General features: G+C 60.5%; 13 protein-coding genes. 10 read left to right on the top strand and 3 right to left on the bottom strand.

Features of this window, described 5'->3' with window-relative positions:
- The first annotated feature begins 226 nt into the window (after nucleotides 1-226).
- The 7 genes from NE357_RS06170 to pdeM are packed head-to-tail and all read left to right on the top strand — an operon-like array spanning nucleotide 227 to nucleotide 7,612.
- Nucleotides 227-1,009 carry a transporter substrate-binding domain-containing protein gene (locus NE357_RS06170; RefSeq protein ID WP_011332769.1) on the top strand — a complete coding sequence of 261 codons (783 nt, stop codon included), beginning with the start codon at nucleotides 227-229 and terminating at the stop codon, nucleotides 1,007-1,009.
- A 56-nt stretch (nucleotides 1,010-1,065) separates the two neighbouring features.
- Nucleotides 1,066-1,794: an ABC transporter permease gene (locus NE357_RS06165; RefSeq protein ID WP_169429133.1), complete on the top strand. Its 729-nt coding sequence runs from the start codon at nucleotides 1,066-1,068 to the stop codon at nucleotides 1,792-1,794.
- Entirely contained in the window at nucleotides 1,791-2,501 is a 711-nt protein-coding gene (locus NE357_RS06160) for an ABC transporter permease (RefSeq protein WP_011332767.1), read from the top strand. The genes NE357_RS06165 and NE357_RS06160 overlap by 4 nt, the downstream gene beginning before the upstream one ends.
- Before the next feature lie 12 nt (nucleotides 2,502-2,513).
- On the top strand, nucleotides 2,514-3,632 hold the full coding sequence (locus NE357_RS06155) for a succinylglutamate desuccinylase/aspartoacylase family protein (protein ID WP_169429132.1): 1,119 nt from the start codon (nucleotides 2,514-2,516) through the stop codon (nucleotides 3,630-3,632).
- 13 nt (nucleotides 3,633-3,645) lie between these two features.
- Nucleotides 3,646-4,410 carry an ABC transporter ATP-binding protein gene (locus NE357_RS06150; protein WP_085697407.1) on the top strand — a complete coding sequence of 255 codons (765 nt, stop codon included), beginning with the start codon at nucleotides 3,646-3,648 and terminating at the stop codon, nucleotides 4,408-4,410.
- Nucleotides 4,411-4,469: 59 nt separating this feature from the next.
- Nucleotides 4,470-6,959 (top strand): ligase-associated DNA damage response DEXH box helicase, encoded by a 2,490-nt coding sequence (locus NE357_RS06145; protein ID WP_169429131.1) that lies wholly within the window; start codon nucleotides 4,470-4,472, stop codon nucleotides 6,957-6,959.
- Nucleotides 6,956-7,612 carry a ligase-associated DNA damage response endonuclease PdeM gene (pdeM, locus tag NE357_RS06140; protein ID WP_169429130.1) on the top strand — a complete coding sequence of 219 codons (657 nt, stop codon included), beginning with the start codon at nucleotides 6,956-6,958 and terminating at the stop codon, nucleotides 7,610-7,612. Before NE357_RS06145 ends, pdeM begins: the two co-directional genes overlap by 4 nt.
- A 39-nt stretch (nucleotides 7,613-7,651) precedes the next feature.
- Here the strand turns inward: pdeM and NE357_RS06135 are convergent, their stop codons facing one another.
- Entirely contained in the window at nucleotides 7,652-7,861 is a 210-nt protein-coding gene (locus tag NE357_RS06135) for a hypothetical protein (RefSeq protein ID WP_065259270.1), read from the bottom strand.
- A 106-nt stretch (nucleotides 7,862-7,967) separates the two neighbouring features.
- On the bottom strand, nucleotides 7,968-8,534 hold the full coding sequence (gene dcd / locus NE357_RS06130; RefSeq protein WP_007954988.1) for a dCTP deaminase: 567 nt from the start codon (nucleotides 8,532-8,534) through the stop codon (nucleotides 7,968-7,970).
- Between the two features lie 353 nt (nucleotides 8,535-8,887).
- Between dcd and NE357_RS06125 the strand changes: the two genes are divergently transcribed.
- A complete protein-coding gene (locus NE357_RS06125) occupies nucleotides 8,888-9,097 on the top strand; it encodes a cold-shock protein (RefSeq protein WP_002554837.1) in 210 nt (69 codons plus the stop codon).
- A 120-nt stretch (nucleotides 9,098-9,217) separates the two neighbouring features.
- Here NE357_RS06125 and NE357_RS06120 read toward each other — a convergent pair whose 3' ends face one another.
- Entirely contained in the window at nucleotides 9,218-10,225 is a 1,008-nt protein-coding gene (locus NE357_RS06120) for a DUF481 domain-containing protein (RefSeq protein WP_169429129.1), read from the bottom strand.
- A 135-nt stretch (nucleotides 10,226-10,360) separates the two neighbouring features.
- Here NE357_RS06120 and NE357_RS06115 point away from each other — a divergent pair, with 135 nt between their 5' ends.
- Nucleotides 10,361-10,744, top strand: coding sequence for an MGMT family protein (locus tag NE357_RS06115; protein ID WP_169429128.1), 384 nt, complete (start codon nucleotides 10,361-10,363; stop codon nucleotides 10,742-10,744).
- Nucleotides 10,745-10,787: 43 nt separating this feature from the next.
- The gene (locus NE357_RS06110) at nucleotides 10,788-12,347 is read left to right on the top strand and encodes an AmpG family muropeptide MFS transporter (protein ID WP_169429127.1); all 1,560 of its coding nucleotides are present in this window, start codon (nucleotides 10,788-10,790) and stop codon (nucleotides 12,345-12,347) included.
- Nucleotides 12,348-12,421 lie beyond the last annotated feature (74 nt).

Genomic DNA, 12,421 nt, shown 5'->3' with positions numbered 1-12,421 from the left:
GTTCCCACGCAGAGCGTGGGAACGATCCCTCCGAACCATCCTGGTGCAGCATTTGCGGCGTGCCCGTTTTCGTGCACTGACCGTCCCCGGCATGCACTTCATACACCTTTTAAAACACTTGTTCGGGACTCTGGTTCGGAAATTGCTACTTTCTATAAGTCGTAAGCGTTCCAGTAACAATCATTCTGCGCCACAAGCGCTCATATTGGTTCTTAGGGATTGAATAATGAAAAAAGCATTGCTGACCCTTTCTGCACTGGCGTTGTGCATGGCCGCCGGCTCCGCGCTGGCCAAGGAATACAAAGAGCTGCGTTTTGGCGTCGATCCTTCCTACGCACCGTTCGAGTCGAAAGCGGCCGACGGCAGCCTGGTGGGCTTTGACATCGATCTGGGCAACGCGATCTGCGCCGAGCTGAAGGTCAAGTGCAAATGGGTCGAAAGCGACTTCGACGGCATGATTCCGGGCCTCAAGGCCAATAAGTTCGACGGCGTGATCTCGTCGATGACCGTTACCGAAGCCCGCGAAAAAGTCATCGACTTCTCCAGCGAGCTGTTCTCCGGCCCGACGGCCTACGTGTCGAAGAAAGGTTCGGGCATTACCGACGACGTCGCCTCGCTGAAAGGCAAAACCGTCGGTTACGAGCAAGGCACTATCCAGGAAGCCTATGCCAAAGCCGTGCTGGACAAGGCCGGCGTGAAAACCCAGGCCTACCAGAATCAGGACCAGGTGTATTCCGACCTGACTTCCGGCCGTCTCGATGCGGGCATTCAGGACATGTTGCAGGCCGAACTGGGCTTTCTGAAGTCGCCGCAGGGCGCCGACTATGAAGTCAGCAAGCCGGTCGACAACCACTTGCTGCCAGCCAAGACCGCTGTCGGTATTAAGAAAGGTAACACCGAGCTGAAAGCACTTTTGGATAAAGGTATCAAAGCGTTACACGATGACGGCAAATACGCCGAGATTCAAAAGAAACACTTTGGCGATCTGAATCTGTACAGCGGCAAATAATGCCCCGGCGCCCATCCTCGATGGGCGCCTTTTTCATTCAGTCAGGTTGCTGATTTATGTTCGAAAACCTCTTACAAAATCTGGGGCTATCCGCCTTCAGCCTCAAGGGCTTTGGTCCTTTGCTGTTGGAAGGCACCTGGATGACCATCAAATTGTCGGCGTTGTCGCTGCTGGTGGCCGTGCTGCTCGGCCTGCTCGGCGCCAGTGCCAAGCTGTCAAAAGTCAAACTGCTGCGCCTGCCCGCCCAGCTCTACACCACGCTGATTCGCGGGGTACCGGACCTGGTCCTGATGCTGCTGATCTTCTACAGCCTGCAAACCTGGCTGACGACGCTCACTGACTACCTGGAATGGGAATACATCGAGATCGACCCGTTCACCGCCGGGGTCCTGACCCTGGGCTTCATTTATGGCGCGTACTTCACTGAAACCTTTCGCGGCGCGATTCTCGCGGTGCCGCGCGGGCAGGTCGAAGCCGCCACCGCCTATGGCCTCAAGCGCGGCCAGCGCTTTCGTTTCGTGGTGTTCCCGCAAATGATGCGCTTCGCCCTGCCGGGCATCGGCAACAACTGGATGGTGATGCTCAAGGCCACCGCACTGGTTTCGATCATCGGCCTGGCCGATCTGGTCAAGGCAGCGCAGGACGCCGGCAAGAGCACCTATCAACTGTTTTACTTCCTGGTCCTCGCCGCGCTGATTTATCTGCTGATCACCAGTGCCTCGAACTTCATCCTGCGCTGGCTCGAACGCCGCTACGCCGCCGGTGCCCGGGAGGCCGTACGATGATCGAACTCCTGCAGGAATACTGGAAAGCCTTCCTTTATACCGACGGCCAGAACATCACCGGGCTGGCCATGACGATGTGGCTGCTCAGCGCCTCGATCTTCTTCGGCTTCATCGTGTCGATTCCGTTGTCGATCGCCCGGGTCTCGCCGCACTTCTACATCCGCTGGCCGGTGCAGTTCTACACCTACCTGTTCCGCGGCACGCCTCTCTATATCCAGCTGCTGATCTGCTACACCGGGATCTACAGCCTGGCCGCGGTGCGCGCCCAACCGCTGCTCGACAGTTTCTTTCGCGATGCGATGAACTGCACGATCCTGGCTTTCGCCCTCAACACCTGCGCCTACACCACGGAGATTTTCGCCGGGGCGATCCGCAGCATGAACCACGGCGAAGTCGAAGCGGCCAAGGCCTACGGCCTGACCGGCTGGAAACTGTATGCCTACGTGATCATGCCGTCGGCGCTGCGCCGGTCGTTGCCGTACTACAGCAACGAAGTGATCCTGATGCTGCACTCGACCACCGTGGCCTTCACCGCGACCATCCCCGACATCCTGAAAGTCGCACGGGACGCCAACTCGGCGACCTTCCTGACCTTTCAGTCGTTCGGCATCGCCGCGCTGATCTACCTGACCATCACCTTTGCGCTGGTCGGCCTGTTCCGCCTCGCCGAACGCCGATGGCTGGCCTTCCTTGGCCCGACCCACTAGGACCCTTTTGAGATGCGCCACCAGATACACGATCTGCTGGCCCCGCTGCCGGGGACTGCACGACAGATTCACAGCTTTCATTTCGGCCCGGACAAGGCCCAAGGCAAGATTTACATCCAGTCCTCGCTGCACGCCGACGAACTGCCCGGCATGCTCGTGGCCTGGCACCTCAAGCAGCGTCTGGCGGAGCTGGAAGCCGCCGGGCGGCTGATCAGCGAATTCGTGCTGGTGCCGGTGGCCAACCCGGTCGGCCTCGAACAAGTGCTGATGGACGTGCCACTGGGCCGCTACGAACTGGAGAGCGGGCAGAACTTCAATCGCTGGTTCGTCGACCTCAGCGAAGAAATCGGCAACGAGATCGAAGCGCTGCTGTGCGACGATCCGCAGCGCAACCTGGAACTGATCCGTACCAGCCTGCGCAATGCCCTCGCCCGCCACACCGCCACGACTCAGCTGCAATCCCAGCGCCTGACCCTGCAACGGCTGGCCTGCGATGCGGACATGGTGCTGGACCTGCACTGCGATTTCGAATCCGTGGTCCATCTCTACACCACGCCCGAGGCCTGGCCGCAGGTCGAGCCGCTGGCGCGCTATATCGAATCCCAGGCGAGCCTGCTGGCCACCGACTCCGGCGGTCAGTCGTTCGACGAATGCTTCACCCTGTTGTGGTGGCAATTGAAGGAGCGCTTCGGCGAACACTTCGAAATTCCACTGGGCAGTTTCTCGGTCACCGTCGAGTTGCGTGGCCAGGGGGATGTCACCCATCCGCTGGCCAGTCGCGATTGCCAGGCGCTGATCGATTACCTGATCCATTTCGGTGCCATTGCCGGCGAGCCCAAAGCCTTGCCGGCGCTGCCACACCCCGCCACACCGCTGGCCGGCGTGGAACCGGTGGCCACTCCCGTCGGCGGCCTGCTGGTCTACACCGCCACGCCCGGCCAGCTTCTGGAAGCCGGGCAGAAAATTGCCGAAATCATCGACCCGATCAGCGACCGGGTCACGCCAGTCCATTGCACCGCTTCCGGTCTGCTCTATGCCCGCTCGCTGCGGCGCATGGCCACGGCCGGTATGGTGATCGCCCACGTCGCGGGCGCCGAAGCCTATCGCAGCGGCTACTTACTTTCGCCTTGAGGATGCCTGTCCCATGTACAAATTGACCGTTGAAGGCCTGCACAAAAGCTATGGCGACCATCAGGTGCTCAAAGGCGTCTCGCTCAAGGCCAAAACCGGCGACGTGATCAGTCTGATCGGCGCCAGCGGCTCGGGCAAAAGCACCTTTTTGCGCTGCATCAACTTTCTCGAACAACCCAACGACGGCGCGATGAGCCTCGACGGCCAGGCGATCCGCATGGTCACCGACCGCCACGGCATGCACGTCGCCGACCCCAATGAACTGCAACGCCTGCGCACGCGCCTGGCGATGGTGTTCCAGCATTTCAATCTGTGGAGCCACATGACCGTGCTGGAAAACATCACCATGGCACCGCGCCGGGTGCTGGGCTGCAGCAAACAGGAAGCCGACGACCGCGCCCGGCGTTATCTGGAAAAGGTCGGTCTGCCGGCGCGGGTGGCCGATCAATACCCGGCGTTCCTCTCCGGCGGCCAACAACAACGGGTGGCGATTGCTCGGGCGCTGGCGATGGAACCGGAAGTCATGCTGTTCGACGAACCGACTTCGGCACTCGACCCGGAACTGGTCGGCGAAGTGCTCAAGGTGATTCAGGGCCTGGCCGAGGAAGGCCGGACCATGATCATGGTGACCCATGAAATGAGCTTTGCGCGCAAGGTGTCGAGCCAGGTGCTTTTTCTGCACCAAGGGCTGGTGGAAGAAGAAGGCGCGCCCGAAGAAGTGCTGGGCAATCCGAAAAGCGAACGCCTGAAGCAATTCCTCAGCGGCAATCTCAAGTAAAACTATTGCCCGGCCGGCGCGGTCACTGAAGGAACACCTTCAGAGCACTCGTCGCCGGCATGGGCACTTCCACCGACTTCGCCAAACACTGGTTCAGCGCCCGCGACTGGAAGCCGTTCGCCTTTCAGAAGCAGGTGTGGGTCGCGGTAAAACGTGGCGAGTCCGGCCTGCTGCACGCCAGCACCGGCGCCGGTAAAACCTACGCGGTGTGGTTTGCCGCGCTCAATCGCTTTGCCCGCTCCGGGCCTGTTGCTGAAACCACCCGTAAACGCAAACCGCCCGCCGAACCGCTGACTGTCTTGTGGATCACGCCGATGCGCGCACTGGCCGCCGACACCGCGCGCGCCCTGCAAACGCCGCTGGACGATTTGCTCATTCCCTGGAGCGTCGGCCTGCGTACCGGCGACACTGGCAGCAGCGAACGCGCCCGGCAGAACCGGCGCCTGCCGACCACGCTGATCACCACCCCGGAAAGCCTGACCCTGATGCTCGCCCGCGCCGACGCGCAAACGGCGCTGTCGACCTTGCGCATGGTCGTGGTCGATGAGTGGCATGAACTGCTCGGGAACAAGCGCGGCGTGCAATTGCAGCTGGCCCTCGCCCGGTTGCGCCGCTGGCATCCTGAGCTGATTGTCTGGGGTGTTTCCGCGACGCTCGGCAATCAATCCCATGCCGAACAGGTACTGATCCCGCAGGGCGGTGGCGTGAGTGTTCAGGGTCAAAGCGAAAAAACCCTGCGTGTCGATACCCTGCTCCCACCACAGATCGAGCGCTTTCCCTGGGCCGGGCATATCGGTCTGAAGATGTTGCCGCAGGTGGTCGCCGAACTTGAGGTTTGCGCCAGCAGCCTGGTGTTCACCAATACTCGGGCACAATCGGAAATCTGGTATCAGGCCTTGCTGGAAGCGCGGCCGGACTGGGCCGGGTTGATCGCCTTGCATCACAGCTCGCTATCCCGCGATACCCGGGACTGGGTCGAGCAGGCGCTGAAGAATGGCCAGCTCAAAGCCGTGGTCTGCACTTCGAGTCTCGATCTGGGGGTGGACTTTCTGCCGGTGGAGCGGGTTCTGCAAATCGGTTCGGCCAAAGGCGTGGCGCGCCTGATGCAGCGGGCCGGCCGTTCGGGCCATGCGCCCGGTCGAACGTCGCGGGTCACCCTGGTGCCGACCCACAGTCTGGAACTGATCGAAGCCGCTGCCGCACGCGATGCCGTGGCGCAGCGCAGAATCGAGCCGCGTCTGTCACCGCACAAACCGCTGGATGTACTGGTGCAGCACCTGGTGAGCATGGCCCTGGGCGGTGGTTTTATTCCCGATGAACTGTACGAAGAAGTCCGCAGCGCCTGGGCCTATCGTGACCTGTCGCTCGCGGACTGGGCCTGGGCGCTGGCATTCGTGCGCCACGGCGGGATGTCGCTGACGGCGTATCCGGATTACCGTCGTGTCGAGCCGGATGAGCACGGAATCTGGCGCGTCCCCGATGCCCGGTTGGCGCGTCGCCATCGGATGAGCATCGGCACCATCGTCAGCGATGCCAGCATTCACCTGAAATTCTGGAGCAAGGGCGGTGGTGGCAAGCAACTGGGCAGCGTTGAAGAAGGCTTCATTGCCCGACTCAAACCCGGCGACGGTTTCCTGTTCGCCGGACGCTTGCTGGAACTGGTGCGGGTGGAAAACATGACCGCCTACGTCAAACGCAGCACCGCCAAAAAAGCCGCCGTGCCGCGCTGGAATGGCGGGCGCATGCCGCTGTCCAGCGAACTCGCTGACGCGGTGGTCAGCCGATTCAGCGCGGCGGCGCAAGGCGAGTTTGCAGGCCCGGAAATGCAGGCCTTGCAGCCGCTGCTGGAAACGCAGATGCGCTGGTCGGGCCTGCCGACCGTCAACAATCTGCTGGCCGAGGTGCTGAAATCCCGCGAAGGCTGGCACCTTTTCCTCTACCCGTTTGCCGGACGTCAGGTGCATCTGGGGCTGGCCAGTCTGTTGGCGTGGCGAGTCAGCCAGCGCCTGCCTGTGACTTTCTCGATTGCGGTCAATGATTACGGACTGGAATTGCTCAGTGCCACACCGGTTGACTGGTCTGCGCAACTGGATGGCACCCTGCTCAGCCCCGAGGATTTATTGAGGGATGTGTTGGCGAGTCTCAACGCAGGGGAACTGGCGCTGCGCAGGTTCAGGGAAATCGCACGGATCGCCGGACTCGTATTCGCTGGCTACCCCGGCGCGCCGAAAAGTACCCGTCAGGTACAGGCCTCCAGCGGGTTGTTTTTCGAAGTGTTCAAACAATACGACGCCGACAACCTTCTACTGGCCCAGGCCGGGGAAGAAGTCCTGCGCGAAGAACTGGATATTCATCGACTGGAACAGGCACTGGAGCGAATCAACCGGATGAAACTGGACATACACCTGATCAAACACCCGACTCCACTCGGCTTTCCATTGCTGGTGGAACGCATGCGCGAAAGCATGAGTTCGGAAAAACTCGCCGACCGTATCCGGCGCATGGTCGGTGATCTGGAGAACACTGCCGACAAGGGCCAATCCAGATGAACGCGCCCTACCCTGTGCGTCTGGCGGGTGAAGAACTCTGGCTGTTGCCGGAAAAGGCATTGTATTGGCCGGCGCAACAGGCGCTGTTGATTGCCGATGTGCATTTCGGCAAGGCTGCCGCCTACCGTCGCCTGGGGCAGCCGGTGCCGCAGGGCACCACGGCGAGCAACATCGCGGTGATCGAGCAGTTGCTGGCGAAACTGCCGTGTCGACAACTGATCTTTCTTGGGGACTTTCTGCACGGGCCCGGCTCCCATGCCCCCGACACTTTGCAGGCATTGGCGCAGTGGCGGGCGCGTCATGCCGATCTGCCGATCACGTTGATTCGCGGTAATCACGACAAGCGCGCCGGTGATCCACCGCAGACGCTGAACATTCGGGTGGTGCCGGAGCCGTTACTGCTCGGGCCCTTCGCATTGCAGCACGAACCCGATCCGCACCCTGAACGCCACGTACTCGCAGGACATGTGCATCCGGTTTATCGATTGAACGGCAAGGGGCGTGAGCGTCTGCGGCTGGCGTGTTTCAGTCTGGGAGAACGCATCAGCCTGCTGCCGGCGTTCGGTGCCTTCACCGGCGGCTATCCGGTGGAGAAGGACGAGCGTTGTCGGATCTTTGTCATTGGCGACAACGAAATATGGCCCGTCGGCTGACGTCCTGTTCAGGATTCAGCCGACGGGCCATGCATTCAATCACGCGACAGGCGCAGGTGGCGGTTTGTCCGGCAACGTCGGCTCGCCGGGCTCGGTCGGTTCTTCGTTAGGGGTATCGGGATCGGGCTGGTGAGGAATTCCGCCAGCCAGGGTGACGGGCGGGTGTGCCAGCAACGACCAGGCCAATACGCCAACCTGATTGGGCTCGAGCCTTGCCAGTTCGGCAGTGATTTGCGGATCGATCTTCATGGAGCACTCCTCGGCGAAGGCCCGTCCCGCTGTTCGCGAAACGGGCAGTACACCCCATAGAGTGTCTACCCGCCGAAGAATTCCCGGTAACTGCCGGATGGACGGATCAGGTGCGTGGCAGGGTCACGCCACGCTGGCCCTGGTACTTGCCGGCGCGGTCCTTGTAGGAGACTTCGCATTCCTCGTCGGATTCGAGGAACAGCATCTGCGCCACGCCTTCGTTGGCGTAGATCTTCGCCGGCAGATTGGTGGTGTTGGAGAACTCCAGGGTCACCTGGCCTTCCCACTCGGGCTCGAGCGGGGTGACGTTGACGATGATGCCGCAACGGGCATAGGTGCTTTTGCCCAGGCAGATGGTCAGGACATTGCGTGGAATACGGAAGTATTCAACGGTCGTGGCCAGGGCGAAGGAGTTCGGCGGGATGATGCAGACGTCGCTGTGGACGTCGACGAAGCTGCCGGCGTCGAAGTTTTTCGGATCGACAATGGCCGAATTGATGTTGGTGAACACCTTGAAATGGTTGGTGCAGCGCACATCGTAGCCGTAACTCGACACGCCGTAGGAGATCACACGGCTGTCGTCGCTGCCGCGTACCTGGCGCTCGACGAACGGCTCGATCATGCCGTGTTCCTGCGCCATGCGGCGAATCCACTTGTCCGATTTGATGCTCATGGCGGGGTGTCCTGAATAGCGAGGTGGAAAAAACTGTCCGGCATCTTACCGGGCGCGCCGCCCGGTTCAAAGTCCGTGGTGCAAATCTCGCCGAACATGCAGGAATTACACGGCTTCGCGACGAACCGTCACACCGCCGATCCTTAAAACGGAGAAACCTTCGCAAGAAGCATTGGCACGTTCCGGAAAAAGGGTTAAGGTGGCGCCACTGTGCTGCTTGTGTCACTGAGAATCTCTACACGATATGTTGAATTTCGATCCAACCATCTACAAGAATTTTTCCTGCTCTTTGCACTCAGTCTCGGCCAGGGTTCTTCCTGAGTCGCAGTTATCTTTGTTCAAGGAGTTACACCATGTCTAATCGCCAAACCGGTACCGTTAAGTGGTTCAACGATGAAAAAGGCTTCGGCTTCATCACTCCACAATCCGGTGACGACCTGTTCGTTCACTTCAAAGCTATCCAGTCCGACGGCTTCAAAAGCCTGAAAGAAGGCCAACAGGTTTCTTTCATCGCTACCCGCGGTCAGAAAGGCATGCAAGCTGAAGAAGTACAAGTTATCTAACTTGTAGCTTCTTTGGTAAAAAGCCCCGCCCTTAAAAGCGGGGCTTTTTTGTGGGCGCCTGTTTTGTACAGGCAAAAAAAATCGCAGCCTGTCGAAGGCTGCGATTTTTTCGGCCGGGCGTTACCAGGCCACGCCAAATCCTGCGGTGTAGCGGGTCTTGTTCAGATCCGCGTCCTTGGTACCACTGATGATGTCACGCTCGGCCTTGAGATTGAGCGAGGCCCAGTCCGTCACCTTGTAGCGCAGGCCCACTTCCGAATCCAGGGCATAGTTGGCGACGTCCGACAATGGCTTGCCCAGTTCGCCGGTGGTGAAGAACTGTACCTTCTTGCCGATCAGGTAGCGGTTATAGTCCCACTTCATGGCAACGGAATAGAAGTTGTCCTTGCCGCCGTCGCTGTACTCATAATCGGTGCGGTTGAGCAGCGAGCCGAGGGAAAATGCGCCCAGCTCATCATCCCAGAACTGATAGCCAGGACCCGTACCGACCACACGCTGGCGTGACAACTCTTCGACGTAGTCACGCTTGTAGTTCAACCGTCCCTGCCAGAACCACTTGTCGGTCAGGAAGCGGTCCAGGGCGTATTCGGCGCGCCAGTTGTTGGTGGTCACCACCTCATCCTGAACTTCACGGTTGTACTCGCCCTCAGCGGTATGACGCCAACGGCCATGGCGCGCGGTGGTCTTGAAGCCGACGTCGTAATCATCGGTGTCTTTTTCGGCACGCTGATAATCCAGGGCCAGGTCGACATTGCCCTTCCATACCAGATCCTCGACCACGGGTTTGGGCTTGAGAATCTGCTGGATGCTCGCCAGCTCGACGGTTTTCGGCGCTTCGCCGTTGGCCAGAGTGACCTTGCCGTCTTCGGCGGCAGTCAGCGATTTGGCCTTCTCACCGCTGTAGGCATCCTGCTTGACCAGCAGCTCTTGATCGCTTTCCAGGGTCTTGACCTGCTTCCAGTCGATGGTGACCGCGCCGGCGTACTGGGTCTGGACCAGCAACTTGCCGCCATCGAACAGGGTGATTTTGCCGCTCAGCTTGTCACCGTTCTTCAACCAGACGGTATCGGCAAGCAAGGGCGTGGACGCACTGAAGACAGCAAGGCACAACAGGGTTCTGGACAACATAAGCGAATCGGAAACTCGGGTTTGCGAAAAAGGGTCGGCATTATCCGTAGGAATAATCCTCTGACAAGGAGTGACCCGGCTATTTCTGTTGAGTTCATTTCTCAATTGCCCGATCACGGATTACCCTTGAACCCCATGAATCGATCTTGTTCAGGAACGGCGCCCGTGACAGACCCGATACCTGCCTGCGAAAACGACCCGCAAATCCGACGCACGGCACTCTATTCGACCCTTGCCCAAGTGCCCGAAGGCAAGGTCGTCAGCTATGGTCAGTTGGCCGAACTGGCCGGGTTGGGGCGCGCCGCCCGCTGGGTCGGCCGTACCCTGAGCCAGTTGCCCGGCGACACGAAGCTGCCCTGGCACCGCGTGCTCGGTGCCGGCGGTCGGCTCAGTCTGCCGGCGGGCAGCCCTTCAGGCGATGAACAGCGGGCACGATTGCGTATGGAGGGCGTTACGATCCTGAACAATCGTGTGGATATTCAGCGTCATGGCTGGCGCCCGGTAGAGCACAGCGGTTAGAGTGCGCGCTTTGTTTTCGCAATCTTGAGGCAGACTTCAGCCCATGCCCCGTAAAACCTGGCGCGCCGCGCTCGCCGCCTATGCCAGTCCTTCGACGCTCGTGCTGTTGTTGCTGGGTTTCGCCGCCGGCCTGCCGTACATGCTGGTGTTCTCGACACTTTCGGTCTGGCTGCGTGAAGCCGGTGTAGCCCGCGAGACGATCGGCTATGCCAGCCTGATCGGTCTGGCCTATGCCTTCAAATGGGTCTGGTCGCCCCTGCTCGATCAATGGCGCCTGCCATTGCTGGGCAAGCTGGGTCGACGCCGTTCGTGGCTGGTGCTTGCGCAATCGCTGGTAATCCTCGGCCTGATCGGCATGGGTTTCTGCGACCCCCAGAAACATTTGTCCTGGCTGATCGCCATCGCCGTGATCGTCGCCTTCGCCTCCGCCACCCAGGACATCGCAGTCGACGCCTACCGCCTGGAGATCGCCGAAGACAACCGCCAGGCCGCGCTGGCCGCCAGTTATATGTCCGGTTATCGGGTCGCCGCCCTGCTCGCGACGGCCGGTGCCCTGTTCTTCGCTGAAGGTTTCGGCTCCACCGGGTTCAACTATCAGCATTCCGCCTGGACCGGCACCTATGTGCTGTTCGGCGCCTTGATGGTCCCCGCCCTGATCACCACCCTGCTGATGCGCGAACCGCCGGTACCGCTGCGTACCCAGCTGCAGGCCGGACGCTACACCTTCATGCATCAACTGATGTCGGTGTTCGTACTGATCGTCCTGCTGGTTTCCGTACCGGCCATGTTTACCCAGCTCTACAACACCGATTTCGCCAGTGTGCTGTTCGGCAGCATGAGCCCGCTGGACCTGCTGCTGGAAGACCGGGCGTTCCTGCGTGCCATCCTCTACACCCTGCTGACCGGTCTGTGCCTCTCGGCCATGGGTCGCCGTGGCCTGGCGCCAGTACTGACGCCAGTCAATGACTTCATCCTGCGTTACCGCTGGCAGGCCCTGCTGCTGCTCGGTCTGATCGCCACCTATCGCATGTCGGACACGGTGATGGGCGTAATGGCCAACGTGTTTTACATCGACCAGGGATTCACCAAGGACCAGATCGCCAGCGTCAGCAAGATCTTCGGCCTGATCATGACCCTGGTGGGTGCCGGGATGGGCGGTCTGCTGATCGTTCGCTTCGGCATCCTGCCGATACTGCTCATCGGCGGTGCGGCGTCTGCGGGCACCAACCTGTTGTTCGTGATGCTGGCGGACATGGGCCCGAACCTGAAGATGCTGATCGTGACTATCTCCCTCGACAACTTCAGTTCGGGCATGGCCACTTCGGCGTTTGTCGCTTACCTGTCCAGCCTGACCAATCTGAAATTCTCCGCGACCCAGTACGCGCTGCTCAGCTCGATCATGCTGTTGCTGCCTCGCCTCATCGGCGGCTACTCCGGGGTGATGGTGGAGAAGTTCGGCTACCACAACTTCTTCATGATCACCGCACTGCTCGGTGTGCCGACCCTGGTGCTGATCGCCCTGCACTGGTTCCAGGAGAGTCGCCGCGAAGGCCCGACGCCGACACCGGACCCCGTGCCGACGCCCGTCGCCGAAGAGTCGTAAGACATCTCGCACCCGGCGCAGGGTATTGCGCCGGCCCTGCGCTTCTGTACGTAGGCAGCTCTCGCCGGTACACT

The organism is Pseudomonas sp. G7(2022) (genome assembly GCF_052660475.1).
This window is presented reverse-complemented; position numbering and strand designations above follow the sequence as displayed.

What these genes read in the sequence shown, in the direction of transcription:
- pdeM (WP_169429130.1), top strand. Translation starts at nt 6,956, where the DNA reads ATGAACGCGCCCTACCCTGTGCGTCTGGCGGGTGAAGAACTCTGGCTG.
- NE357_RS06150 (WP_085697407.1), top strand. Translation starts at nt 3,646, where the DNA reads ATGTACAAATTGACCGTTGAAGGCCTGCACAAAAGCTATGGCGACCAT.
- NE357_RS06120 (WP_169429129.1), bottom strand. Translation starts at nt 10,225, where the DNA reads ATGTTGTCCAGAACCCTGTTGTGCCTTGCTGTCTTCAGTGCGTCCACG.
- NE357_RS06110 (WP_169429127.1), top strand. Translation starts at nt 10,788, where the DNA reads ATGCCCCGTAAAACCTGGCGCGCCGCGCTCGCCGCCTATGCCAGTCCT.
- dcd (WP_007954988.1), bottom strand. Translation starts at nt 8,534, where the DNA reads ATGAGCATCAAATCGGACAAGTGGATTCGCCGCATGGCGCAGGAACAC.
- NE357_RS06165 (WP_169429133.1), top strand. Translation starts at nt 1,066, where the DNA reads ATGTTCGAAAACCTCTTACAAAATCTGGGGCTATCCGCCTTCAGCCTC.
- NE357_RS06170 (WP_011332769.1), top strand. Translation starts at nt 227, where the DNA reads ATGAAAAAAGCATTGCTGACCCTTTCTGCACTGGCGTTGTGCATGGCC.
- NE357_RS06115 (WP_169429128.1), top strand. Translation starts at nt 10,361, where the DNA reads ATGAATCGATCTTGTTCAGGAACGGCGCCCGTGACAGACCCGATACCT.
- NE357_RS06145 (WP_169429131.1), top strand. Translation starts at nt 4,470, where the DNA reads ATGGGCACTTCCACCGACTTCGCCAAACACTGGTTCAGCGCCCGCGAC.
- NE357_RS06125 (WP_002554837.1), top strand. Translation starts at nt 8,888, where the DNA reads ATGTCTAATCGCCAAACCGGTACCGTTAAGTGGTTCAACGATGAAAAA.
- NE357_RS06155 (WP_169429132.1), top strand. Translation starts at nt 2,514, where the DNA reads ATGCGCCACCAGATACACGATCTGCTGGCCCCGCTGCCGGGGACTGCA.
- NE357_RS06160 (WP_011332767.1), top strand. Translation starts at nt 1,791, where the DNA reads ATGATCGAACTCCTGCAGGAATACTGGAAAGCCTTCCTTTATACCGAC.
- NE357_RS06135 (WP_065259270.1), bottom strand. Translation starts at nt 7,861, where the DNA reads ATGAAGATCGATCCGCAAATCACTGCCGAACTGGCAAGGCTCGAGCCC.